Below are 24,605 nucleotides of genomic sequence, written 5' to 3' on the forward strand. Positions count from 1 at the left end.
AGACGTCAGACATCTCGATCAACAGCCCGGGGGCCTCGCTCGTTGCGCCTCACAAGTCATCACCTGATCGATGGCCAACTCGAAGAAGCTCACTGTCTCGAGCCAACTGCACCATAGTAATTTCTGCGGGAGAAAGAACGTTGGCAGCGCGGCTGATGATGTAGCCGGCGCAGCCCACCACAACAGCGGCCGCTAAGAACCCCAGCACGGCGCGCTCCACGGTCAAGTCTTGCAGCACGGACAGTTGCAGCCCTGCAACGAAGACGGCAGCGACTGCGGCGATTGCAGCAGTGAGCCACTGAGCGCACTGACGATACGCTGCAATGGCGGCCGGATAATCCTCCACGGCTGCCACTTCCGGGGCGCCGAACTCGGCAGCCTCAGCTTCCGCCGGTTCTCCCTCGGGCGTCGGCGGAGGCGTCCCTCGCGAGCCCGTAAGGATGCGGTCAACCCAGTCACGCAGAGCTGACACTGAGCACACCTCCTTGATCTACCGCTGCTGCCGCCCTGGCCGCAGAAGGCGCCCGGCCCGAAGCCGGTGGACGACCGGCTGTGTCTGCAGGGCATCCTGTACGTGCTCTACAACGACGTGAGCTGGCAACTGCTGCCACCGGAGCTGGGGTTCGGCTCCGGCCAGACCTGCTGGCGCCGGCTGGGCCGGTGGCACGAGGCCGGCGTCTTCGACCAGTTGCACCGTCTCCTGCTCGCCGAGCTGCACGCGGCCGACGAGCTGGACTGGTCCCGGGCCTGCGTGGATGCCTCCCACATCCGCGCGAAAAAGGGGGTGAAGCAGCCGGCCCGTCACCGGTCGACCGCGGGAAGACGGGCAGTAAGCACCATCTGATCTGCGACGGCAGAGGCACCCCGTTCAAGGTCATCACTACTGCGGCCAACGTCAACGACGTCACCCAGACCCTTGCCCTGGTCGACAGCATCCCGCCCGTGGCCGGCAAGCCCGGTCGCCCCCGGCGCCGGCCGGACGCCGTGCTCGGCGACAAGGGCTACGACAGCAAGCCCAACCGCCGTGAACTGCGCAGGCGCCGGATCCTGCCGGTGATCTCCCGCAAGGGCGCCCCGAACATCCAGGGCCTGGGAAAGCTCGGCTATGTCGTAGAGCAGACCTTCTCGCTCCTGCACCACTTCAAGCGCCTGGCCGTCCGCTGGGAACGACGCCTTGATTTGCACGACGCCCTCGTCTCACTGGCCTGCAGCCTCATCTGCTGGAGACGCCTCATGAAGGCCCGCCCATGATCGTGTTACGAGCTCTAAGAACACCAACAGAAAGAAGACCAAGAAGCAGAAGACTAGACCCCTCCGTCCGTGCGGCAGCAGCGGCGCCGCGCCGGAACCTGGACGGAAGGACCAGCAGGCAACACCGAAGCTTCTGCCCACGTCGCCCACTGCGGATGAGATGCCCTCAGGCATCCGACTGCTGCTCGACCTCGGGGCACAAGGCCCCGAGCTACTGCTGACCGGCAAGGCCCTCACCGATCAAGGCCGCGTCGTGACCGTGATGCTGGAAGCTGGCTGGAGCCGTGAGCAGCTGCTGCACGTCATCGCCGACCGGCCCTTGCCCAACCCGGTACGGACCACCGTCGGCGCGATCATCGCCGCCCGACTCCGTGCCGCTCAGGCCTACCCGCCCGCCATCGTGGCCGATCACCACGACGCACCCGCCTGGGACGACCCACCGCCGCGGCGATCCGGCGACTCCGCCGCCGCGCGCACGGTGAGCGAGGCCCTCACCTACCGGGCTCTCGTCGAATGCGCCGGCTGCGGCGTGCCCGGCACCGCTCCCGGCGAAGACCTCTGCCCGGCCTGCCTCGGCTGGCCGCTGTGCCGCACCTGCCCGGGCCCCACTCCCCGGCGCGCCCACCCCGACGGCGACGGCCGCTGCACCACGTGCGCCTCCGCTCTGACAGACCCAGAAGGAAGCAGCCCGTGACGGACACCCTCCGCCCCTCACCCTCCGCCGGCGCGCACCACGAGCGTCCCTTCCCCCGAGATCCTGGGCAGTGGGAGAAGGAACACTCCCGCGCCCTACGGACCGGCCACATCCGCGACCACACCTGCTCGGACGCCTGCGAAGTCGTCATCGTCCACGAACGCACCGGCTGGGGCTGGTTCGCCTGGACCATTCCCGGCGACGGCAGCCCGCCCGAGATTCCCTTGCAGATCGGGGTGCTCCCCCCGGGCGCGACCCGCGTGCACCGCCTGGCCCTGCGCTGGTTGACCAGGCGTCCCGCCCAGCGCATCGCCCTGTCACCCGTTCCCGGGTCCTTGCGGTTCTCCGCCGCCGTCATTGCCCTCATCAGCCTGGCCGCCGGCCTGTCCGCCATAGCCCAGGGCATCCCCGTCGATGTCGTCCTGCCGGCGATGCTGCTCGCTCCGATCCTCGCTGAGCACCTGCCCGGCCGACTCGACGCCCGGGCTCGCGAACACGTCCGCAGCGTCGAAGGCGACGATGCCGTCCCCTACCTGCAGCGCCTCGCCGCCCTGCACACCTACCTCGTCCAGGCCGCCACCGGCAATGACCGCTACGAACTGCGCCGCTCGGCCGAGACCGGTCACAACCTGCTGTGGGACGCCGCGGACCTGCTCCAGACAACCCGTGGCACCCACTCCGCCCCCGCCGAACTCATCAACCGAGAGCGGCTGATGCTCCAACTCGTCGACCAGGTTGCCCAGCTCCTGCAACGCACCGCCACCGGGCCCGGCACAGCCGACGCCGGCCAGCCCCGCGAACCAGTGCGGCCACGGGGCCCGTATCCATCGGGCGTCCGTCCGACGACAGCTCAGCACAAGTCCAGCGCAGGCCCGCTGAAGGGAACCTTCCTGATGCCCACGACCGAACCCACGCCGAGTGCCCGCCCCCACCGTCGATGTAGCGGTCGTACAGGTCGCTGAAGACCTGGCCGGCGGTCTTGTCATCTGCCGGCCTCTCGCCTTCCCAGACAGCAAGGTCGTAGCTCATGCCCCGGAGGCTGTCACACCGCACTGACACCAACCTGGCCGGTCAACAACACGAACCTCAGGAAGCGACGTCCAAGCGTCAGGAGGGGCCGCCCGGGCCGCGCCCGGACAGCCCCTTGGCAAGATTGTGAGCAGCTTTCGGTCAGGGTCAGCCTGAAGAGGTTCACCTCCGACGAAGGCGGAACTCCGGGGCCCAGGCCGTCGGTGACCAGTCTGTCAGGGCGTTACGGCCCAGCTTTGTTTACTGGAAGTACTCCCAGCCCTGATTGGCGGACCCGTCGCAGCGGAACTGGGCGGCCTGCGCGCCGTTTGCGGTGCTCGCACCCGAAATGCCCAGGCACAAGCCGCTCTTGCGATTCTTCATTTCGAAGACGGTGTCGTTGCGTGCGATCTGCTGCCAGTCCTGGTTGAGATCGCCGGAACCGTTCGCCAGGATGGCTACCGCGCCTGCCGAGGTGCTGGCGCCGTCGATACCCAGGTTCCTGCCCGAGTAGTTCTGGAAGGTCAGGTAGTTGCCGTCCGGGACGCGCGTCCACAACTGCGTCAAGGAGTCGGCGTTGAACGGCTGCTGAACGATCTTGGTGCCGTTGGCGCCGCTGCCGCCTAACGGCTGCAGGAACTTCTTGGACTTGACGTTCCGGATGCCGTACCAGGCGACCGCCTCTGCGGACTTGGCATCCGAGGTCGCGGACTTGACGTCGCGGATCGCCACGGGCCCATGGTCGCCGCTCTTCGAGGACTGGGTCTCCGCGACTGCGGGACTGACCGCTGCCAACAGTGCACCAGCCAGAACCGCCCCGACAACATTCCTGGTTCGTCTGATACGCATGCTATGTCTCCTTGCATTCGGTGCTGTTGATGTTGCTGAGAGCACTCAATCAGGCTTTACGCTGAGTTCGCTACAGTGTTCGAACAACTCGGCTGAAAGGCCATACTTGACGAGTGCATGTTGTGCCCTGCGGACTCCGGCGTGCACTGATCTGGCAATCGTCAACGGCAGGCCCGTCACCGCTGCCACGGCAGGGTCGGCTGGTGGTGCTGGTTATGGTAAGGACCCTGAGCCGTGACTTCCCTTGCCGACATCGAGTTCGTTGGCATGCCCCAGATGCTGGCTGACTCGTTCTCGCACTCCTGCTCCGAGGCCTGCTGCAGCAACGTGCCGTCGGACCGGTGGCTCTAGGAGCTCGAGGACCAGCTCGGCACGTACTACAGCACCAGGAGCGGCGAGTTCGCCAAGAGCCCTACATGCCGACGCCGCAGGGAGATCCCTCGCCGGGTGGCGGGTGTCGACGCGTCCTAGTCGTCACATGCTGCCGGCTGCGGGCCAGCGCGTGGGGATTGGCCTGCGAGGGGTCCAGCGCCAGCCGTCACGCATCGGGCCGAAGGCGATCGGTCGACGTCAGCGGGGGCCTTACGGGAAGGCGAGGGCCTCCTGCGGGCGGTGTAGCAGATGTCGCCATTGCACAGCGAACTCAGAAGGCCCTCGCGCGTTCAGCATCCCGTCCGCGGGTCACCGACGTTCCGGAGCAGCACATCCAGGCTGACGGCCTTGGGCCACGCCTCAGCGTGCGTCGGCACCTAAGTGACAGGTTCCACGATCCTGCCCCGTCGAACAGAGAGCAGCTACATCAGCACGCCGACTAGCTCACGAGGGTGCGAAGCAGGCCTCAGTCGAGCATCGGACCGTACATGACAGGAGCGACGCCCGGAAGGCCTCGACAACCTGCCGTTCAACTAAGCGACCGCCATGACTGGTTGGCCGACCCGTCGCAGGGGAACTGCGCAGCTCGTGCACCGTTGGCGGTACTGGCACCTGAGATACCCAGACACTTGCCGCTCTTGCGATTGATCAGTCTGAAGTAGTCGCCGTTGAGGAATTCTCTGTCCCAGTCCTGGTTCAGATCGCTGGACCCGTTCGCGATGATGGCCCCCGCGCCCGACGCGGTGCTGGCGCCGTCAATGCCGAGGTTACGCCCCGCCGAGAAGTTCTCGAACGTGAAGTAGCCGTCGAACGTCCAGGTTTCCCACGTCTGCAGGCCAGTGCCTTCGTAGGGCTGTTGGACAACTGCGGCCCCGTTGGCGGTGCTCACAGCCTGCAGGTACTTCCCGGACTTGAGGTTCTGGAGCCGCGCAGCGCCGGCCAGGAGGGGCGACGACGGTTCACTGTTCTGGGGCGACGGTGTGCCAGCGACCGCTGGACTGGCCACCGCCAGGAGTGCTACTGCCAGTATCGCCGCGCCGGCGTTCCTCATTTGTGTTGCGCGCATGACATACCCCTTGCCTGGACTCTGCTGATCTTGCGTGGAGAACTCAATCAGCACGCGAGGCAATTTCGCTAGGACGTTCGATCACTTAGACTGAAAGCGCCTACTTGACATGCGCATAACCGATGTGATGGCGGAAAGCGGGTCCTGGACCTGTGTCATGACGAGACCAGGGATCGCCGTCATGTCTGCTCGACACTCGCGAGTCGCAAGGTTCAGGTGGCAGTCGGACCCCGGCCGGCTGGATCGATGTGTGTTATCCGGGTCATCCCCTGCACAAGCCGCCCGCACCCGGTCTCGGGTGCGGCACAGCACAAGAGCACGACCGTCGCGGACAAGATCCGCACGAGTGAACGAGGTAGACCAAGAGGGCTGAGCGTTCGAGCCGCCCACAGCTCAAGGCGACAGGTATATGGACAGTTGGTCACATGGCGCGGAGTCCTGGGCAGGCCCGTGGACTCAGTCCTTGGTATGCGAGATGGCAGAGTGCGCGGGGATCGCTGCCGACCGGAAGCTTGCCTTCGGGATCTATCCCGGCGAAACGGCGGTGTACGCGAAGCCTTGCTTGGACCTCCTGGACGGTTTTTCGAGGGCCCTGCTTCTCGAGCTGGCCCGACAGTTGCTCATCCCGCCTGGAAGGCGCCGTATCGCATCTCATCGGTCGTCGGCGTCCGGTGCCCTTGGCGGGGATGGGGCACCCGCGTGGACCGAGTCCTCGTCCTGGCGGCGCGGGCGGCGCGCCAGCTTCCTGCCCAGGGCTTGTCCCGGCGCCTCGACGTATCGGTAGGTCAGCGCGCACAAGGGCAGCAGCACAGCGTAGAACGCCACCGCCAGAGCGGGATTGTCCTGCTGCCACCTGCCGATAGTTCCGTCAGAGATCGCCAGCAGCACCGGGTGCACCAGGTAGACCGAATAACTGATGGTTCCCAGCCAGGCCAGCCATCGCGGTATCCGTCGCCGACGCAAGGCCAGTCCTATACCGAACGTGAGCACCGCCAACAGGAACGACAGGATCCAAGCACGCCGTGTGAAATGGTCCCCGTCCCCGAAACGATAGGCACTCCCCACCGCGCACGCCACCACCACGACTGCAGTGCATGCGGCGTAGCACCAGGTCGTCTTGCCGCTCTCGGCCCGATACATGGCGGTGCCGAGGAACATCACGGCAAGGATCACCAGCCCTTCCCACGTAGGCACTGCACCGTTGAAAGCGACCAGTACCAGCGCCAGCACACCACCCAACACGGCACCGAACACGCGGAGTACGGGCAACCCGGAACTCGCACAGCCGATGGCTACCACCATGGCGCAGCCAGCGGCGACCACCAGCAGGTCGGTGCCGACCGAGTCCGAAAGAGCAGCTACGGGCACCGTGCTGCCTATCGCCACGCTCACGGCGGCGAGCATCGCCAAAGCGAAAGCGACCTCAGCAGACCGCTGGTGCATGCGGACAGAGAAGAGAGCAACGACCAGCAAGTAGAAGGCCATCTCATACGACAGAGTCCACAGGACAAGAAGCAGATTGGGGGTTCCCAGCAGCTCTTGGAGCAAGGTGATATGGGCAACTGCCACCGATGCCGTGCCCTGGCTGCCGAACTCGCGGACCTGCGCAAGACCCAACAGGTTAGCGGCGAGGAATGCGGTAACAACCGCGGCCCACAACGGGTAGATGCGGAACAACCGTCCGACCCAGAAGGTCCGGACGCACCCCCGGCGCTCCAGCGAAGCGGGGATGATGTAACCGCTTACGAGAAAGAACACCATGATGCCGTACCGGCTGGTGTTGAACTCCGGTATCAATTGCCGCCGGAACTCCGCCATGAACGAGTACGACGAGTGGTCGAACACCACAACGAGTGCCGCGATCCCGCGCAGCGCGTCGAGCCAGGCCAACCGCGATACAGGAGCCGACGACATGCCTTTAAGTGATCGCAACGACACGGACAGTGATCGCATCGGTCGCGGAGGGGCGGGACTAGAGGGATCCATGCCCATGTTCACGTGACCTCCTGCGTCGGTGTTCAAGTCCGTCCTGATCGTCTCCGATTACGGCCAAAAACGATGGGGTCGTATGCCCACCGGGGCAGCCAGCGGCCCTGCTCGGCTTTAGTCGGCTCTGCCTACCGTTCGCGCAGCAGGCTCAGCGGGAGGGGCCGGCTCTTGCCGCCGCGGCGGGCGCGCAGGATGCTGACGTCGCCGAGCAACTTTCGCAGTTCCTCCTCCTGCTCCTCGGCGTAGGCGTACCGCTCGGGCAGGACCTGCAGAAGGTGCTTCCACTGGCGCTGACCCGCGCGCACGCACGTGCCCCCGCAGTTGTTGTGGGAGAAGCCGAGCTCGTACATGCGGGGCGGTGTGACGCCCAGGGCTCGCGCCTCCTCCAGGAGCTGCTCCTTGGTCCGGATCGGCTCCCGCTTCCCGCACAGCGGGAAGCGCGTGATCCAGGGCTTCCAGTTGCGGGCGATCGCCGGGATCCGGGCGCGGTCGCGCGGCGTGTTCTCGATCCCCACGTACACCAGCGTGTCGGCGGGGTCGGCGTGCTCATCCATCCATTCCCGGCACGGCACCTGCTTGAGCAGACGTGTGCAGGGCGCCAGCCGGTCGTTGCCGAGGAAGCGGACGTCGCGGAACACCTCCCAGGGGGTGCGCCCGTCGGCGACCTTCGTCAGCGGAACGCCGAGAAGCCAGCTGGTGTCGTCGGCGAACCTCCACAGGTCGTCGTCCTCGATGCCTGTGTCGGCGATCAGAAGGGTGAGGTTGCGGGTGCCGTACTTCCGTGCGACACGGACAGCGGCTGCGAAGGACCCGATGCCGCCGCTGAACTGGACGACGTGCCGCCGGACGGTGAGGGGTCGGCGGCCGCGGTTGGTCTTGTGGGACATGGGCGGGGCTCCGTCTCGTTAGCTGAGTCGGTGGAGCCGTCATTCAGGCGTTGCCGCACCTGAGTGGCGGGGGTGATCGGCGGGCCCTGGACGAGAGGTCGGGGCCCGCCGAAGTTGGGGTGCGGGTCAGGCGGCCAAGGCCAGGCCCTGCGGCACAGCGCCCAGGCGCACCACGGCCGGGCGCGGAACAACACCCAGGGCACCCACGAGCGGGATTACCAGCTCCTCGACGACGACGTCCGCGACGCATCCCGCGACGCGGTGGAGGCTGGGCTCGCACAGGCGGTGCGCTCTGCCCGACAGACGGTGGCCATGCGCATGGTCGGCCAGGCCGACGGCGATGCCGGGGTGGACGCGGAGCTGGTGGCGAAGGAGACCGGGGTCGGCATCGAGGTGGCGCGCCGGATCGTGTCCGGCCGACAGAGCACCCCGGTTGCCTCGTGCGCGGACTATCTCAACTCCGACCACCAAGTCGCCGAGACGCCGTGTGCAGTGTCGTTCCTGCTGTGCTTCGCCTGCCGTAACGCGGTTGCCACCGGCCGGGACTTGCCCCGTATCGCCTACCTCCACCAGGCGTTGGAGTCGCTGCGCTCTGCGGTGACGCCCGCGGTATGGGCAGCGGACTGGGCGGGCCATCACGCCCGGATCGGCGACTTCCTGTCCACCTACACCACCACCGACAGCAGATCTCGTCTTGTCGCCGCAGCCATCGAGCAGGACCGGGAGCTGATCCACCGCATGCTGGACAGGAGGCTCGACCCGTGACCACACCCGCCTCCGCCGAACCGGCCGAGCCCGGCCTGATCGACCCGGCGCCCGACACCTTCGTGCTGCCCTTCGCCCGTATACGGCCGGGCGTTAATCCCTTGCAACTGCCGCGCTTCGGCGACCTCACCTGGCGGCTGTCCTTGATGAACCGCAAGGAGTCAGTCCGCTCCCTAGTCATCGACTGGAGCCGGTGCCCTACCATGTTGCGCGCTGCCCTGATGCGCGCGGCCTTCGCCGAGCTCCACGTGCCGACACCGGCCGTGCTGCTCCAGCAACGGGCCTCCCGCTCTCAGACTCAACCGTCCAGCCTACGCCGGTACTTCCTCCTCTGGGTGGGCTTCGCCCGGTGGCTCGCCCTGCGAGGTGTGACCGAACTGTGCCAGGCCACCGCCGAAGACCTCCAGGCGTACGCCGAACACCTTCGAACTGCCGGACGGCGCTGGCGCACCGACCAGAGGGCCCTCGGCGTTGTTTCCCGCCTGTGGGCCTACGCGCCCTACCTGCCCGAACGCGACCGTCTGGTCATGCCTCCGTGGGAGGACCCGGCCGCGGTCATGTCCGACTTTCTCGGCACCAACGACGACGCCCCCGATGGGGAGAACAACATCCCGATCGTCCACCCGGCCGTCATGTCCCCGCTGCTGGTATGGGCGCTGCGCACGGTCCTGGACCTCGGAGGAGACATCCTGGCCGCCGCCCAAGAGCACCGCCGGTTGCTTGCTGCCATCCCCGCCCGGGCCGCCCCCGGCGGCACCGACACCGTCCGTACCCACCTACTCAGCCTGCTCGCGGTCGGCCGTCGGCTGCCCACCAGCACCGGCCCTGCTGCCACCGCCGTGACCGCCCGCTACCCCGGCACACTGCCGCCGATGGCCAGCACCTTCCTGGCCGGCACCCTTGGCGTCACCCTCGGGCAGGTCTCCCGGGCTCGCGGCACCCTAAACATCGAGCTGGGGCCCGAGCATTTCGGTCCCGGCGCGGCCCTCGACGTGCCGATCTCCGGTCGGATCGGCAACTCCCTATGGACGCCGGCCATCGGCTTCGACGACGTTGACACCCTGGTGCTGCACCTGTCCACCGCCGCGCTGATCTGCTGCGCCTACCTGTCCGGCATGCGGCCCGAGGAGGTCCTGGCCCTGCGCCGCGGCTGCTGCAGCCGCACCGAGCGCAGCGACGGCACCGTGCGCTTCGAGGTGAGAGGCCAGCACTTCAAAGGCGTGCTGGACGAGGACGGCAACGCGATCCCCGAGGGCGAAATGCGCGCGGACCCCTGGGTCGTGCTGGAGCCCGTCGCCCGAGCCATCGCCGTCGCCGAAGAACTCGAAGAAGGCGAGCTGCTGTTCACTCGCACCCTCTTCCGTGGCGCCCGGCGCACGATCGAGACACGCACCCAGCTGTCCTCCGACGCCGCCGTCGAGCGGATCCGCGCTTTCACCGCGTGGGCCAACCAGCTCGCCGCTGCCCATGGCCGCACCCACGAGCTTATCCCCGCCGACCCCGATGGCGCCGTGGCGCTGCGCCGCTTCCGCCGAACCATTGCCTGGTTCATCTATCGCCAACCCGGCGGCCGGATCGCCCTCGCAGTGCAGTACGGCCACGCGGCCACCGCCATGAGCGAGTCATACGCCGGCCGCTCAAAGGCCGACATGCTTGAGGTCCTAGATCAGGAGAAGGGCATGGCTCTGGCCGAGACGCTCACCGAGGCCGGCGAGCGCATCGCCGCCGGCGAGAAGGTCACCGGACCGGCTGCCGACCGCTACCGCGCCGCGGCCGCCGAGTTCTCCAACCGCTACGCCGGAACCTACCTCGGCAAGCGGGAACTGCGGGCGCTGGTCGCCAACCCCCGCCTCCAGGTCTACGAAGACCCGAAGGCCTTCTTGACCTGCAATCACGACGCGTTTACCGCCCTGTGCAACCCGGACCGCGGCCGCTCACGCGATGGAGACCAGGCGACCCCCAACCACTCCCGCTGCCATCCCGCATGCACGAACATCAGCCGCACCGACAGCCAGATCGTCGCCCTGCGCCGCGAGGTCACCCGGATCGACGCCGATGCCGAAGCCGACCTCGACCCCTACCCTATCGCGGCCCGCGAGCAGCAGCGCAAAGCCCTCCTCACCGAGATCATCCGACGCCATGAAGCACAGCCCCCGGCCGGCCTCGACACCCAGGAACTGCGATGACCGCACCAGCCCCTGACGCCGACACGAACCGCGCGGCGGACCTGGCCCGGATCGTGGGCGAGGCCCTCGCCCACGCACCCACCGATAGCCAAACCGAGGACGCCGCGGAGGTCCTGGCCATCACCGACGCCATGGTGCGCCTGCTGATCGGTGCCCCGCTGCATTCCGACGGCAAGCTGACCATCGTCTCCCTCGCCGTCGAGGCGGGGCTGCGGCGCAACAAACTCACCCACAAGCACACCGGACTCAAGGACCTGTTCTATGCCCTGGTCAAGGCCCGCGACCAAATCCCCGAACTGGTCTCCGAAGCCGCGCGGCCCCGCAGCCGCAAGCAGCAAGAGGACCTGGCGCGCGTCCGCGCCGAACGCGACGACCTGCGCTCCCAGGCCAGGCTCCGGGTCCGGATCGTTCAGGTCCTGGAGATCGAGAACCACCGCCTCAGGGAGACCAACGAGGCCCTCGAACAGCAGCTGGCCGCACGCGTCGGTGTTCCGGACCTCGCCAGCCGACGGCTGCCGCCGTAGGGCCGTGTCCTCCAACGCTGGCGGCGGCACCGACTGGCGCTGTTGGCCCTCGTGCGCCGAACCTCAACAGGTCGAAGGCGCCTCCTTTGATGAGGACGAGCAGACCAGTGGCGACTAGCCGGGCTGACGGCCGGCGCCGTACCCGCAAAGCCCCAGCCACGCTCGCGGGCGCCGCCAACTTGTTGAAGATGACGAGGTCACCAGCAGCGTGGTGTCCAGCAGCACGACGAACCCCACCCCGGCCGCGTCACCACGCGCTCCCTGCCGTTGACCGCGTCCGGCCCGGCGACCGAAGCGACACCACAAATTTCACACACCGCTGGCTGCCCGCCGACGTCGGGGCACATGCCCGACGAGGACGCACACGCACAATCCGGCTCTTGGGGTAGGGCCGCAGCATCGGCGGTCCGAGCCGATCCTGGCAATCTCCTCACCGAGGTCCCTCGTCAGGAAGCCAATCTTTCGGTCCCGCGCCCCCGCGTCGCGCATCTTCCCTCGCGCATTCGTCTGACTCCTGTCCACCAACGTAGGGGGATTCACAGCGCACAACGACCGCGACTTGGCTCAACTGTCTTCATCTCCTGGGGGCTTATGGACACACTGGACACCTCTTGCAGATCGGTGCGGGCCGTTCACCCTAGCCACGGAACAGGCCGTATCGGTGTGCCAGTGCGTCAGCGCAGCGCACTGCTGTTCATCGAGCACGACTGGTGGCATCGGTCACCGCAGAACGACTCCGACGACGCCAAGGACGAGCGCCAGGGAGAGCAGCATCACCGTGACCCTCGCGAGCCGATGGGTGGCGGACTGACCGGCGCGCAGGGCCTCGACGTCAGCGGCCCACGACGCGCGGAGCCGGGCCAGCCGTTCACCGACTGCCGCTTCAAGCACTGTCGCGGATGACCGGGCCTCCTCGACCGCCCGGCTCACCTCACGGAGAACACCGGCCGTGTCTTCGCGCGCAGCGGCCGACTGCGCCTCGTGGCTCAGCTTCAGCTGCTCGGCCAAGTCGTTCTTGAGGGCCTCCAGTTGGCAACGCAGTTGCTGGTTCTCCCGGATCAGCGCCTCCTGTTGCTTCTTCAGCGCGCGGGCAGCGTCATCCTGCTCGACGGCCAGCCCGCTCAGGTCCTTCCTTAGCTCTGCCAGGGACTTGTCGAGCCGCCCCACCTCTTCGGCGACCCGCTCGACCGTACTTGCGGCCAGCGGTCCGGTTAGCTGCTCGACAACATCCTGGAAAGAGGCCCACAGCGGCTCGGCAGCGGAGGGCTCATCGGTCATGGAAACATCCGGTTCAGATCGTGGATCCCGCGCAAGGCGGCGAGGAAGAGCCAGGACCGCTCGTCACCGTCCGACTGTGCCGCCCGGTCCAGCAAGTGCTGGACGTACGTCTCATTTCTCTGGCTGTGAATAGCCCGTACCGACCGGGCCACTGTGAGGTTGGCCGCGTCCTCGGCCTGTTCCGCGGCCACCCGTTCGAGCAAGTCGTCCAACTCGATGTCCGCGTGGGCCAGTGCCTCGGCGGTCTGATCGGCGTACCGGGACGCGACCGCGCACTGCTGCTCGGCATCGGCCTCGTTTTGGGCCAGCCGGGTCGTCGCCGAACCGGCGTGCGTGCACAGGGTCTTCCGGATCCAGGTCGGCATGAGCGTGCCGACGCCGGCCATCTTCTCGTAGCAGTGGTCCGGTGGGTCCGATTCCCGGAACAGGCGTTTCAACCACCTCTCGTCGCACAGTTCGCAGCAGTTGCATAGCTTATCGTACTTTTTCCGTATCCGGGTGCTCAGGTCGTGTGGCGGCTGTCGTGGCACTGCCGGTTCCTGGAGGGTTTCCCGCCAATCGGTCCATGCCCTGCGGGCGGCCTCCGTCCAGGCGGCGCGCTCCTCCTCCTGCTTCGCGCGGACTAGATTGCCCTTCATCTCTGGCGCGGCCGGGCGGGCGTAGGCGATCGGCCACTCGGCGAGCCTCTTCAGGCTTTTCCGCAGCGCCTTGGTCCTCTGGCGAGCGGTCTTCGCGGCCGCCCGAGCCCGGTCCACGAAGGTGAGCGCCTCCTTGTGCGCGTGCTTGGCCCGCCGTCGGGCCTGCGCCGCAGTGTTTAGGGCCTGCTTACGGCGTCTGGCGTTGTGTTGTACGACGATCTCGACCCTGGCGGCGATTTCGGGCGCGGCCAGATGCCTGCGGTCTGGGTCGGAGTAGCGAGCGACGGTGTCGCTCAGTCGCCGCAGCAGCTCGTCACAGACGGGGGCCACCGCCTCGGCGTAGTGGGGGGCGCTGTCCAGCAACTCCTGCCAGGACTCGCCGATCTCGATTGGAAACAGGGCGTTCGGAGCGACCGAGGGAAGCTCGGACACCAGCAACTGGTCGGCGAAGTGCTCCTGGACGGCCGCGACGATCCGGTCTCGGCTCCAGCCGGGGGAGCCAGGCTCGCCGAGCGCCGCGTGCAGGTGCCTACGCACGCTGTCACCGCTGAACGCCCTGGTGAACACCATGCTGAAGCGGTGCGCCTGCTCCCCCCAGCCGAGCAGGAAGGGGTTCTCGGTGATCGCCGGGTCTCGCACCATCTCGGCGAACTGGTCCGCCGACACCACGAACACGACATGGTCCACGACGGGGGCGTAAACGGCCAGCAGGCTCTTGGCTGCCTCCTGCTCCTCGGTCCCGGCGCTGTGCAGCCCCGGCAGGTCGAAGATCCGCAGGTCCGTTCTCGGCTCGGTTCCCGCGTAGCGGCCGGGCAGCCCGATCTCCAGCGGCCGGGCATGTGATTCCCAGCGCAGCTGATCTCCCGTGGCACCGGTCCGGAACGACCCCAGCCGTTCCTCCAGTTGCTCAGAGGTCAGCCAGGCGGTCCCGCGGTTGGCCCCGGGCGCGTCACATGGGTCGTCGTAGGCCAGGGACCAGTGGTCCGGGTCCCCGGACCACTGGTATCGGATGGGCACAGGCGTCGCCGACCGGCCGCGGCCCCGCCCGGCCCGCAAGGGGACGGCTGCTTCGGCCGCGATCTCCGGGTCCGTCACGCCGAGCAGCCTCAGCAGCAGCGTCGTCTTGCCCACCTGGGAGTCTCCAAGCACCATGACATGGGCGAGGTCGGACTGCTCCAGCGCTTCGTCCACGCCCCGCAGCCTGGCCCGCAACCAGGCGACGGCCTCGGCCGACCACGACCAGCGCAGCCGGTCGAGGTCAGCCGAGTTCGTCATGCCCGAGCGCTTCCAGCATCCGCTCGCGGTAGCTCTCCACCGCACTTGTGGCCGACACCAGCCGGAACTGGCGGTTGAGTTCGTTGTCCGCCCCTAGCGCCCGCTGCAGCCGGGACTGCAGGATTTCCCGGGTCACGCGCAGCAGTTCGTCCACGTTCTCCAGCACCTGCCGCTCCGCCGCCTCCCGATGCCGGGCCAGCAGCGACTGGGCCAGACGGTCGCGCTCCTCCATCGTGTGGTTCAAAGCATTGAGGAGCGTAGCGCCGACGACACCAGCGCCGAGCGCGGTGAGCAGCAGGGTCGAGGCTGTCGCGCTCAGCCCGGCCGTCTTCATGCCCCCAGCGAACAGGCCCGCTGAGAGCTGTCCCACATTCGCGAGCAGGTCGATGTCCTCGTCGACAAACCGGTCCGTGCCCAACAGGAGGCCGACGGTGCCCAGCAGCGCCTTGCGCTCGTCCGCGAGACCCCGAAGCAGGTGCGACAGCTCTTCGGGTGACTTGGTCGTCTCCAGTGTGCCGTCGGGCATCGCGAGCTCGCCAACCGCGAAGGCCCGGGCGTCGAGTGTCATGCAAGGCAGCGCCTTTACGGCCTCGACGAGTCGTCCACCTACGTTCACGGCGGGTGAGTCGACGCTTCGCGTGTCGTCCGGCTGCGCATCGGCGGCGTCGACGGGCGGCCGGCCCGTCAGGACCAGCGCGACATCGCGGCCGAGACGGCCCTGGGTGAGCGACCCGGTGAAAGCCCCCAGATAGATCTGGCGCTGCACTTGGACGGTCGCCTCGATGCTGCCCAGATAGGCGGCGTTGGGCCCAGGCAGCCCCGGCTTCTCCGACTCCGCGGGAGTCATCCACGCCTGCCGCACCAGCTCGGCCAAGCGGCCGTCGCGCTCGTTCCTGCGCAGCCGGAGAGTCTCTTCGGTGCGCTTCTTCCTCTCTTTCCACCCGCCACTGTCCTGCAACAGCTTCGCCAACATGGTCGAAGCCCGATCCATGTGCCGGCCGTAGTGCTCGGCCACCTTGGGTGTGAGCGCGCGCCGCAACCCGTCGCAGGCCTTGTCGAACTCGTCCAGCAGACCCTTGATCTGCTCGGCGACCTCGCTGTCCAGGGCCTTGCGGTCACGTGCCGCCTTCGCCGATCTGAGGACACCCGCCAGATCCCGCCGGATCAGCACACGCATCAGGTCGGTCTCCAGCCGCCGGCTGTCCCGGGCGCTTCCGCGCTTGGCGTCGATGCGCGCCCTGAGCGTATCGATCCAGCCCTTCGGGCTGCTGCCGTCCTTGCCCACGGGTACGACGTCCACCGGGTCGACCCCGAACACCTCCACCGCGCGAGCGGTGCGCTCCTCAATCGCCTCAGGCGTGGAAGCCTCGCATCGGGTCACCGCCACTACCAGGCGCAGCTCGTCCTCGTCCCGGCGCAGCAGGTTCAACAGCTCGGGCTGTCCAGCGTTGGCCAGCCGGCGTTCGTCGGCGACAAGGAGGGCAGCCGGACTGGTGGCCAAGACAATCTTCATCAGCTCCTGCCACTGTTCCTGGGCCCGGCCCCGCTCCAGGCCGGGCAGCAGCACAAACCCGGTGCCCTCCAGCTGCCAGAAGCTCAGCGGGACTTCGAGCTGGGTGAGCAGTACACGGGCATCCTGGCTCTTCACATGCCGACGCCACTCCTCACGTTGTTCGGCGGAGTAGTACCGCCGCTCCACCAACTGGCCGCTGCGCTCCGCGTGTGCGCCAGGCCGCCGGAAGATCACCACCCCGCGCGGCTCCTGGAGACCAGCCCGCTCGACGACGGCGACCGGGCACTTTTCACCTAGGCCAGTGTTGTCCTCAAGCCAATCGCCCGCGAGGGGATAGAGGTTGCGAGCGAGCAGCGTCTTGCCGGCACCCTGCTCGCCAGCGATCGAGACGAACTGTTGCTCGCCCAGTGAGCTCAGCACGTAGAGCTGCCGTACGAGAAGCAGCCAGTCGCTGTTGTCGGCACCCCTGATGTCGAGCTCCACGCCGAGCCGCATCAGCGCCATGGCGAGCCCTTGCAGCAGTCGCTCCGCCTTGACGAAACGACCGTCGGCGTCTTCCTGTTCATCCATGTCCGTGCCCTCGGAGGATGCATGTGAGAGGCCCGCGTGACGATGCGGGCCTGGCTGTCCGGGCGACAGGCCTGGCAGGAGGCGACCAGCATGTCGCTCCCCTCAGCAGTACGACACCGTGTACTCGCCGACCCGCTCCGGCCCGGCTGACCGTGTTGCGGGGCAGCCATGGGCACATGGGCTTCATAGGGTGACCGAGATAGGGGCAGGGCATTGTCACAAGGTGTGCAGTGGGTACTGGGAATCAAACTGCGATCAGCCGTCGCGACGTCGGGTCCCGGAATTGGGATCGTTCTCAGTGACGGAAAGTCACGGTACCAGGTCGAGGTTCCGGTGCCGGACCTGGAGGTCAGCCGGCACGATTACGAGGAAGTTCGGTGGTATCTCGAGGAGTACCGCGAATTCCCCTCCGACCCCGCACCGGTCATCGCGACGCGCTGTTCCGCTCGGCTGGCGGAACTCGGCGAATCGCTCTTCCGCGCGCTGTTCGATTTCTCTGAGGAAACGCGGACCCTGTGGAGGCAGGCCAGGGCACGGGTGCGAGATCTTCGCGTCGAGGTGGATGCTGGCCTGGATGCCGTGGTGTCCGTGCCGTTCGAGCTGCTGCGGGAGCCGAGGGAGCCCGCCCTGTCCCTGACGGCTCGCTCCTTCGTCCACGTGTGGTCGCCTGGGAATGACGCCGCCGAAGGGCAGACGCCGATCCGTCACGGGCCGATCAGGATTCTGCTCGCCATTTGCCGGCCACGACATGACCGCGATGTGGCCTTCCGGTCGGTCGCTGGCCGGCTAATCCGGTCGGCTGAGCGGCGGCCGGATGTCCGGATAGAGGTTCTACGTCCGCCGACGTACGAGCAACTGCACCGCACCCTGCAGGCGGCCAAGAACCGCGGCGAGCCCTTCCACATCGTCCACTTCGACGGACACGGCTCGTTCAACAACGCGGGCGGAGCAACCCCACAGGGCTTCGCCGTCTTCGAGGATCCCAGCTCCACGGACAACCGCAGGCTCGTCACCGGAGGACAACTGGGCGAACTGCTCACCGCGACGGGTGTCTTCGGCCTCACCCTGAACGCGTGTGGCTCAGACCGGACCGACAGGAACGGCGCCGAGGCCGCCGATCCGGAGTCTGCCTCGCAGCAACTGCACAGTTTCGGATCCCTCGCCCGCAATGCCCTGCGGTCGGGACTGGGCGCGGTGGTGGCCATGCGCTACGACGTTTATGTGTCCGCAGCCGCGAACTTCGTCTCCGCACTGTACGAACGTCTCGTAGATGGAGCCGAATTGGCTGAGGCGGTCACGTCGGCCCGGAGGGATCTGGCCGCGTCGACCGGTCCCGGACCGCAGACGGATGAGTGGCTGGTGCCCGTGGTCTATGAGCGCTGTCCCGTCCGTCTATTTGACGCGACGCACCACGCGGCCGGTGACGGCCGGAGTGCACCGCCGGATCCGGTCGCCCATCCCCTGGACACACCGCTGCCCGTGCCACCAGAGATCGGATGCGTGGGCCGCGACGACCTGATCATCACAGTGGACCGGGTCTTCGACGACGTCCGGCCCGTTCTGCTCCAGGGCCCGGTCGGCAGTGGCAAGACCACCACAGCGGCGGACTTCGCACGCTGGTACCGCCGCACCGCAGGCGTGCAGGGCCCGGTGGTGTTCACCTCCCTTCGGACCACCCCCTGCGCCGGACTCGACGCCACACGACGGCGCCTAGACGCCCTGACACCTACCCCGCCCGATGGCGCATCGCCGGCATCCGCGCTGTGGGTCTGGGACGACGTGGAATCGGCTGCCACCTGGAGCGGCGCCGAGCGTGCCCGCCTGGCGGTCCTCCTCGCCGAGCTGTCTGGGAGCCCCGTGCGTATACTGCTCATCGCCACGGACGGAGCGCCGTGGCTGCCAGGGCGGATCGAGCGCGTCATCTTGGGACCCTTGAGCATCGTGGAGCGAACCGAGTTCGCGGCACTGGCTCTGGGATCGCACGCGCCTGGCCTGCCAGAGTCGGTCCTTCGTTTCAGCCAGGGCAATCCCCTGGTGCTCCAGGCCCTGTGCCGCCAACTGCCCGACGCCGAACGGATCGGAGGGCTGGAAGCCTGGCTGGAGGCTCTACACACCGGCACCGGCCGCCCGCTCGAACCCGGCGAGGGCGCACCCACTTTGGCCGGCACCATCGCGAGCCTTCGCACGGTCTTCGACGCGCAGGAACAGCGCCTGCTCACTCTCCTGCTGTTCTTCCGTAGCAGCGTCGCCGCCATGCATCTGGCCGCTCTGACCCGACGACTGGAACACACCGAGGCCGGCCAGTACGTGACCGCCCTGGACAAAGACTCCGCCGCCCGCCTCCTAACAGCGGTCGCCGCCCTGGGCTGGCTCACCCCCCAGGGCGCGGATTTCCACGCGATCCACCCAATGCTGCCCTTCGCCCTGCGGCCGCTACTTGCCTGGGCAGACAACCTGTCAGAGACGATACGCAGGGCTCTCACCGAGCACTACGACCAGCACGGACACGCGCTGTTCTGGACATACAACCACGGCAACCGCGAGATCCTCGATCTCATCGCACTCGACGAGGACAACCTGCTGCACGCACGACGGTTCGCCCTGGACCACGCGCTGGTCGATGAGGTCATGGGCCCCATGCAGGCGCTGCGCATGTTGTACCTGGAAAGGGGCCAGCGGCAGCGCTGGCGCAACCTCGTCGAGGGCTTGTCTCCCACGCTGCTCGACCCCGCCACCGGCGCCCCACGCGCGGACCTCCGGTTCCGGGATACTGCCCTCCACGCCGTGCTCGCGCAGTACCTTACCGAGACGGATCAGGCACGACCCGGCCGGACGGCCGCAAAGCCGGACGGCGGAGCGCTGCCGGACACGAGCGACGGAACAGAGACGGCGTCCGCGCCGCCGGAAACCGCCACGCATCGCAACCCCCGCCACGAGGTGGAGCGCCTGCTCGCGGAGAAGACCGAGCTGAGCCTACGGCGGGCGGTCGACCTCGCGCACCAGATCGATGACCGGACACTGGAGGCGACGGCGCTCATCCAACTCGGTCGCTGGTACCGGGCTCAGCGCGAGCCGCGCTTCGAGCGCATGGCGGAAGCCTGCTTCGAGAAGAGCTGCACCCTTGCAGGGAAGACCGACCACCTCACCACCGCGCGCGCCCTGGACGGCCTCGGAGCCCTTCAACTCGACCGTGTCAGCAGACTCAACAAAGAACACCTTCAACGGCTCGTACAGACCGGGGCGATCGACACGAGCCGCCCTGGCCGGATCACTGTTCCCCTTCCAAAGGAGGCACTCGACGCACTCGCACTCGCGGCAAGCTATTACACAGAAGCGCTGGAACTGTTCCAAGGAGATGACAGGAAGAGCGACGAGCTCAGGGCGTCGCTCCATCATCAGTTGGGCGGCATCTACAAGATGGTCGGCGCGAACGAAAAGGCCGCGCGGCACTACCGTCACGCCGTCCTGGCGCACGACCTCGCTGGCGACACCCTCCGCGCCGCGCAGAGCCGGATGGACTTCGCGGAATTTCTCGTGCACCGCGGGGGCCGAGTCGAGGATGCTCTCCTGTATGCCCAGAAGGCGCTGCATGACTACCAGTTGCTGGGGGAGCCGTGCCGTGAACAGGCCGCAGCCGCTCAGAGCCTGGTCGACGAGCTGACGAGAACCGTCGGGAATGCTCCGTGATCCGCTCGAGCGTGCGCCCCTCGCGGTTCACCGAGCCGACGGTGGCGGTGAACCGCTGTCCCCTTCCGACCTTATGCGGCGAGCCTCCGCCAGGGCTTGGTCCTTGTCCATCGCGATCAGCTTGACGGCCGGGACCACCGAGACTTCGCAGTCGGCCGCATGCTCGTACGAGCACTGGGCCAACAGCCGGTCACTGCTTATGAACCACATGCCCAACTCTGCCTTGAAGTGGCGGCCCCGAAACAGCAAGGGGCCGTCGCACACGCAACAGCGTGTCCTGACTCCCTCCGGAGGAGCCCCGAAGGAATCCAAATGCGAATCAGACATGAGGATCCCGCCCAGTCGTCTCGCCGTCAGCCGCACGGGCAAGGATCCTGCGTACGCGCTCTCCGCGCAGGATCCACTCCAGCTCCGCCACACTGCCCAGCGCCGTTACGGCGGCTGCCGTCCAACGGCACACGGTATGCCCGAGTGACACTTCCTCGGGTGGGGCAAGCACAAGGGTGGCGGCCGCCCCCAGCAACACGATTCCCACGTTGTAGGCCGTGCTGCCTCGGCGGTTTAGGCGCCGCCACTGCTGGAAGTCGCGCTGCTGGTGCTGGCGCAGGGTGCTCTCGTCCGGGCGGGGTCGATCGGGCGGGTACCAGGTGTCGACATCGGTAGGGGAGTAGAAGTGGCTGCGCGCGTGAAAGCCGTACTGCACGCTCGCGATGAGTGCGACGAAGGCCAGGGTGAGCAGCAGCATCGCGGGGCCGGGCCAGCGGAATTTGTCGCCGTCGGCACCCAGGACACCAATAGTGGCGATGCAGGCCCCGGCGAGCAGCGGGGCGGCGACGAAGTGCGCCGCCTCGGAGGCGATTCCGTACCCGAGTGGTGTCGGCTTCGCCCAATCCGGCGAGGTGTCGCTCAACGTCGATGCCCCCTCCACGACGCGATCGTGAGCACCAAGTGTCACGGTCACGGCGCGCTGTGTAAAGAGTAGTTCCTCGACGTGCGGCGCCTTGCTATCGGTGTTCTGGAGGGTTCACCAGAGTTCGTCCACGTAGCGGTCCGTTCTCGGGCGGTGGGGATGAAGGGCGCGGAAGAGGTGACTTCACCTGCCGAACCCAGAGGCGCCCACCGCGGTGCCAGGGCGGGAAGGGCTCGTTGAGGCGGCACCACGTCTGTCGCCTCCCGAGCCAAGGTTGCCACCCGTTCCGATGCGTTCACGCTCTCAGCAAGTCGTCGAAGAGCAGGATGTCTTGGACAGCATTCATCGGCGATGGGCCCCTGGTTCTGGTAGCGTCGTCGGCCGCGCGGCAACACGTGGAAACCGTCCGCAGAACCGGTGGTTGCCGCCGTGCGACACAACCCTGGCGCCGACGGCCTGCAGGGCTTCCTCCAGCCACGCCCGGCCAGGCTCGCCCTCGGCACGGGGGCGGGCGCCGAGGCGATCAGACGCCGGTCGACTCCGCCGGCGCCGCGCTCGCCGTTGCGGATCTTGGACATCGCTCGGTCGGAAGCACACGGGTTCGCAGAATCCTGCGTCACGCGGCACGGGAACCCGGACGCGAATCACCGGATGGGTGGGGCTTCGCATGCGAGTTGCCGCTTGTCTCAACTGCCATCGCCGCGTCGAACCTGTGGCCTCGGCGCTGCGCTCGGCGACCGTGATCGACCGGACAGGTTCCTAGGATTCGCCGTACGGGAGGCCCCGATCGCCCATGATGAGGTCATGAGGACTCGCGCAGAGGAGTATGCACAGGACGATGCATGCCTCCGGCGGCTGTTCAACGATCCGGTGCATGCGGCAAGCGTGTTGCAGGAAGCAACGGCGGGACGTGACGTGCCAGGCCACGTCTCTCGGATCCTGCTTGACAACGCAACAGTCGATCAGGCGATGAAGTACTTCTCGGCCGCAGGTCAAGCGGAGCGCGGCTGTCGCTGCGCCGCTCGCTCCTCCTGGGCCTCTTTCGCTGCGCTCTGCCGGCGCTTGCGGGCCGTTGCCATCAGTTCCGCCTGCGTTTTGACCTTGGTCAGTACACCGGCGGCCGGGAGGTCGGGGAACACCTGCAGAAGGCGTCCCGGCAGACCGCTCATGAGTACATCGCCCAGCAAGGCCGGGGAGCGGGCCGCGGGCAGGTACAGGGCCCCGAAGTAGGCGGGCCACCCGTGCGCCACCGCGGACGTCCCCTGTTTGGCACTGACCAGGGGATGCAGATGCAGGTCCATCCACTTCATCATCAGCGCCTGCACCTGTTCGGCGTAGCTCTCCGAGGTCGCGGGGCGAAGCAGCGGCAGCACTCCCTGCGCGGGGTCCGGGGAGCGGAGGGTTTCCAGCACGGCGAGATCGGGCCCGGAAAACGCGACCGCGGAGGTGATTTCCTCGTTGTCCAGGTTCAGCCGGAAGGCCATCGGCTGGCCGGCGACTGTGGCGTCGAGGTCGACCTCACGTAGCCAGTGGATGGCGCCGCTCTTCTCCCGCGGGGTGCCCCGAAGGCACCAGGTCACCAGTTCCAGCACACTGGACTTCCCGCGCAAGTTCGAGGCCACCAGGGCGGTCAGCCCCTCGCCGAACCTGAACGTGGTGTTGAACGGGCCGGGTTCGAGAGCTCCGGTGCGCACCCCGGCCACCCGCAGCCGGTGAATCCGCAGAGGCCGCGGTCGTGCGGGAGGTGCACCCCGCGGGATTCCCTGGGACTCGAACACCGCCCGCACGTCATCGACAGTCACCTTCGCGCGCGCGGCGATCCGATCCTCGAGCGCAACGTCATCAGCCATGGTCCCCCGCTTCCGCATCCCCATTCCTTGCCTGCTTGCGCAGTTCTTCCAGCCGCGCTCGCGCTCGCACGCTCACCCAACCGATCCGATCCCCGCGGGCAGCCTCGGCGTACTCACGCTGCAGGTACTGCTGTTTCTTCAGCTGGTTGCCACCACGTCCGTCGGCCAGATCCAGCACCAGCTGCACCCGGTCCACGTAGTACTGGAAGGCGGGTGCCTCCTGAATCGCCTCACGTGCGACCTTCCGCCCGGCCTCCAGCAGGAAGTAGTCGTGCTGTCGTACCCGGTTGACAGTCCCGCGTCGGCGACGCGCCACCAGACCAGCACTGCGCAGCACGGCGAGGGCGTCGTCCAACGGTTCGTAGGCCCCGAAGTGGTGCCGCAGCATCGGATAGCACCGCACCTCCGGTTCCTCGGAATCCAGAATGCGGCCGGCCAGCTCCAGCAGGCGGGCCTCGGTGGTCGCCTCGTACTTCGTCAGCAGCTCATCGGCCAGGTAGTCAGGATTGCGGAGCCAGAAGTCCAGTTTCTGCAGGCGGACCTGAGTGCGGACAACCCCCACAGCTGATTCCAGCCCCGGGTCAGCTCGCTCGGCGTCGGACACGGGCTCGCATGCCCCGTCGATGAGCAGCAGGAGCCGCACGGCATCCTGCTCCCGGCTCGTCACCCGCTCAGCGGTCTCGGGATGGGCTACTCCTTGATCCACCGCTCCAAGGTATCGCCTGGTAGCCGTACCTGTACCCTCCGCGTACGAAGTGGGTTGCGCGTCCGCCGCCGACCACAAACGCGAGTGTTCACCCCCGTCCGCGAGGGGTGAGCTTGTCGTTTAACCTCTGTCCGATCTTGGCCGTTGCCGATCGCGGTAGGGGTTGGCAGGTTGATGGGCATGGCTGTGTCACCAGCAACACGTCAGCTTTGTAACGCCACGTTTCCGGATGCCGAAGCAGAGAGCGTTCTGGCGCTTCTCGATCTCTATGCGGGCACGGAGTGTGAACGTGTGCATCAGGCTGTTGTCCGGCTGAGCGGAGGACGACTCGGCAGGCTTCGCATGTGGCTGGATGAGGCCAAGCGCAACCCGGAGACTGTTCTCTGGTTCGGCGAGTCGCCCTCCGATGTCTCGCATGACACACACGCCTTCGGAGTGGAGTTCATCAACGGCTTTCTCGACAGGCACCTCGACACTCCCGCGGAGCGTACGGACGACGAGTGACAGATGCCTGCCTGCACGCCGCGCCGGGACATCGAACGACTACCTCGAACTTGGTCGGCGTTTTCGCAGTTCAGCGGACGTGA

Annotated in this window: 19 protein-coding genes; 8 read left to right on the top strand and 11 right to left on the bottom strand. The window is 67.5% G+C overall.

Features of this window, described 5'->3' with window-relative positions; genetic code table 11:
* Positions 1–49 precede the first annotated feature (49 nt).
* Entirely contained in the window at positions 50–472 is a 423-nt protein-coding gene (locus AB0412_RS30465; RefSeq protein ID WP_366405816.1) for a hypothetical protein, read from the bottom strand.
* A gap of 24 nt (positions 473–496) precedes the next feature.
* On the opposite strand from AB0412_RS30465, the gene AB0412_RS30470 reads away from it, so the two are divergent.
* From AB0412_RS30470 to AB0412_RS30480, 3 genes are all read left to right on the top strand, one after another.
* Positions 497–1,251, top strand: a protein-coding gene (locus tag AB0412_RS30470) for an IS5 family transposase (RefSeq protein ID WP_366405891.1) whose coding sequence is annotated in 2 segments (ribosomal slippage) — positions 497–776 and positions 776–1,251 — 756 coding nt in all. Because the reading frame shifts where the segments join, the coding sequence is not laid out codon by codon here.
* Between the two features lie 160 nt (positions 1,252–1,411).
* Positions 1,412–1,945, top strand: a complete 534-nt coding sequence (locus AB0412_RS30475; RefSeq protein WP_366405817.1) for a hypothetical protein — start codon at positions 1,412–1,414, stop codon at positions 1,943–1,945.
* Positions 1,942–2,907 carry a hypothetical protein gene (locus AB0412_RS30480; protein ID WP_366405818.1) on the top strand — a complete coding sequence of 322 codons (966 nt, stop codon included), beginning with the start codon at positions 1,942–1,944 and terminating at the stop codon, positions 2,905–2,907. Before AB0412_RS30475 ends, AB0412_RS30480 begins: the two co-directional genes overlap by 4 nt.
* Positions 2,908–3,214: 307 nt before the next feature.
* On the opposite strand, the gene AB0412_RS30485 is transcribed toward AB0412_RS30480, so the two are convergent.
* From AB0412_RS30485 to AB0412_RS30500, 4 genes are all read right to left on the bottom strand, one after another.
* Positions 3,215–3,685, bottom strand: a complete 471-nt coding sequence (locus tag AB0412_RS30485; RefSeq protein WP_366405819.1) for an RICIN domain-containing protein — start codon at positions 3,683–3,685, stop codon at positions 3,215–3,217.
* 1,018 nt (positions 3,686–4,703) lie between these two features.
* Positions 4,704–5,294 carry an RICIN domain-containing protein gene (locus tag AB0412_RS30490; protein ID WP_366405820.1) on the bottom strand — a complete coding sequence of 197 codons (591 nt, stop codon included), beginning with the start codon at positions 5,292–5,294 and terminating at the stop codon, positions 4,704–4,706.
* A 597-nt stretch (positions 5,295–5,891) separates the two neighbouring features.
* Complete coding sequence (locus AB0412_RS30495; RefSeq protein ID WP_366405821.1) at positions 5,892–7,154, bottom strand: acyltransferase; 1,263 nt, start codon at positions 7,152–7,154, stop codon at positions 5,892–5,894.
* 203 nt (positions 7,155–7,357) lie between these two features.
* Positions 7,358–8,116, bottom strand: coding sequence for a hypothetical protein (locus tag AB0412_RS30500; protein WP_366405822.1), 759 nt, complete (start codon positions 8,114–8,116; stop codon positions 7,358–7,360).
* Between the two features lie 72 nt (positions 8,117–8,188).
* Here AB0412_RS30500 and AB0412_RS30505 point away from each other — a divergent pair, with 72 nt between their 5' ends.
* From AB0412_RS30505 to AB0412_RS30515, 3 genes are read left to right on the top strand one after another with little or no spacing between them, the layout of a single operon-like run.
* Positions 8,189–8,881: a hypothetical protein gene (locus tag AB0412_RS30505; protein WP_366405823.1), complete on the top strand. Its 693-nt coding sequence runs from the start codon at positions 8,189–8,191 to the stop codon at positions 8,879–8,881.
* Positions 8,878–11,067 (top strand): hypothetical protein, encoded by a 2,190-nt coding sequence (locus tag AB0412_RS30510; protein ID WP_366405824.1) that lies wholly within the window; start codon positions 8,878–8,880, stop codon positions 11,065–11,067. Before AB0412_RS30505 ends, AB0412_RS30510 begins: the two co-directional genes overlap by 4 nt.
* Positions 11,064–11,591, top strand: coding sequence for a hypothetical protein (locus AB0412_RS30515; RefSeq protein WP_366405825.1), 528 nt, complete (start codon positions 11,064–11,066; stop codon positions 11,589–11,591). The genes AB0412_RS30510 and AB0412_RS30515 overlap by 4 nt, the downstream gene beginning before the upstream one ends.
* Positions 11,592–12,311: 720 nt before the next feature.
* Here the strand turns inward: AB0412_RS30515 and AB0412_RS30520 are convergent.
* From AB0412_RS30520 to AB0412_RS30530, 3 genes are read right to left on the bottom strand one after another with little or no spacing between them, the layout of a single operon-like run.
* The gene (locus AB0412_RS30520) at positions 12,312–12,869 is read right to left on the bottom strand and encodes a hypothetical protein (RefSeq protein ID WP_366405826.1); all 558 of its coding nucleotides are present in this window, start codon (positions 12,867–12,869) and stop codon (positions 12,312–12,314) included.
* Positions 12,866–14,782, bottom strand: a complete 1,917-nt coding sequence (locus tag AB0412_RS30525; RefSeq protein WP_366405827.1) for a hypothetical protein — start codon at positions 14,780–14,782, stop codon at positions 12,866–12,868. The genes AB0412_RS30520 and AB0412_RS30525 overlap by 4 nt, the downstream gene beginning before the upstream one ends.
* Positions 14,766–16,865, bottom strand: a complete 2,100-nt coding sequence (locus AB0412_RS30530; protein WP_366405828.1) for a hypothetical protein — start codon at positions 16,863–16,865, stop codon at positions 14,766–14,768. The genes AB0412_RS30525 and AB0412_RS30530 overlap by 17 nt, the downstream gene beginning before the upstream one ends.
* Before the next feature lie 333 nt (positions 16,866–17,198).
* Here AB0412_RS30530 and AB0412_RS30535 point away from each other — a divergent pair, with 333 nt between their 5' ends.
* Positions 17,199–20,552, top strand: coding sequence for a CHAT domain-containing protein (locus AB0412_RS30535; protein WP_366405829.1), 3,354 nt, complete (start codon positions 17,199–17,201; stop codon positions 20,550–20,552).
* A 319-nt stretch (positions 20,553–20,871) separates the two neighbouring features.
* On the opposite strand, the gene AB0412_RS30540 is transcribed toward AB0412_RS30535, so the two are convergent.
* The 3 genes from AB0412_RS30540 to AB0412_RS30550 all read right to left on the bottom strand — a co-directional run bounded on the left by AB0412_RS30540 (position 20,872) and on the right by AB0412_RS30550 (position 24,018).
* Complete coding sequence (locus AB0412_RS30540) at positions 20,872–21,513, bottom strand: hypothetical protein (protein ID WP_366405830.1); 642 nt, start codon at positions 21,511–21,513, stop codon at positions 20,872–20,874.
* Positions 21,514–22,454: 941 nt separating this feature from the next.
* Positions 22,455–23,312 carry a hypothetical protein gene (locus tag AB0412_RS30545; RefSeq protein ID WP_366405831.1) on the bottom strand — a complete coding sequence of 286 codons (858 nt, stop codon included), beginning with the start codon at positions 23,310–23,312 and terminating at the stop codon, positions 22,455–22,457.
* Positions 23,305–24,018 carry a hypothetical protein gene (locus tag AB0412_RS30550; RefSeq protein WP_366405832.1) on the bottom strand — a complete coding sequence of 238 codons (714 nt, stop codon included), beginning with the start codon at positions 24,016–24,018 and terminating at the stop codon, positions 23,305–23,307. The genes AB0412_RS30545 and AB0412_RS30550 overlap by 8 nt, the downstream gene beginning before the upstream one ends.
* Positions 24,019–24,198: 180 nt before the next feature.
* Between AB0412_RS30550 and AB0412_RS30555 the strand changes: the two genes are divergently transcribed.
* A complete protein-coding gene (locus tag AB0412_RS30555; protein ID WP_366405833.1) occupies positions 24,199–24,522 on the top strand; it encodes a hypothetical protein in 324 nt (107 codons plus the stop codon).
* The last annotated feature ends 83 nt before the right edge of the window (positions 24,523–24,605 follow it).

The organism is Streptomyces sp. NPDC052012 (genome assembly GCF_040689265.1).
Lineage (GTDB): Bacteria > Actinomycetota > Actinomycetes > Streptomycetales > Streptomycetaceae > Streptomyces.

What these genes read in the sequence shown, in the direction of transcription:
- AB0412_RS30475 (WP_366405817.1), top strand. Translation starts at nt 1,412, where the DNA reads ATGCCCTCAGGCATCCGACTGCTGCTCGACCTCGGGGCACAAGGCCCC.
- AB0412_RS30495 (WP_366405821.1), bottom strand. Translation starts at nt 7,154, where the DNA reads ATGTCGTCGGCTCCTGTATCGCGGTTGGCCTGGCTCGACGCGCTGCGC.
- AB0412_RS30500 (WP_366405822.1), bottom strand. Translation starts at nt 8,116, where the DNA reads ATGTCCCACAAGACCAACCGCGGCCGCCGACCCCTCACCGTCCGGCGG.
- AB0412_RS30515 (WP_366405825.1), top strand. Translation starts at nt 11,064, where the DNA reads ATGACCGCACCAGCCCCTGACGCCGACACGAACCGCGCGGCGGACCTG.
- AB0412_RS30520 (WP_366405826.1), bottom strand. Translation starts at nt 12,869, where the DNA reads ATGACCGATGAGCCCTCCGCTGCCGAGCCGCTGTGGGCCTCTTTCCAG.
- AB0412_RS30525 (WP_366405827.1), bottom strand. Translation starts at nt 14,782, where the DNA reads ATGACGAACTCGGCTGACCTCGACCGGCTGCGCTGGTCGTGGTCGGCC.
- AB0412_RS30530 (WP_366405828.1), bottom strand. Translation starts at nt 16,865, where the DNA reads ATGGATGAACAGGAAGACGCCGACGGTCGTTTCGTCAAGGCGGAGCGA.
- AB0412_RS30545 (WP_366405831.1), bottom strand. Translation starts at nt 23,312, where the DNA reads ATGGCTGATGACGTTGCGCTCGAGGATCGGATCGCCGCGCGCGCGAAG.
- AB0412_RS30555 (WP_366405833.1), top strand. Translation starts at nt 24,199, where the DNA reads ATGGCTGTGTCACCAGCAACACGTCAGCTTTGTAACGCCACGTTTCCG.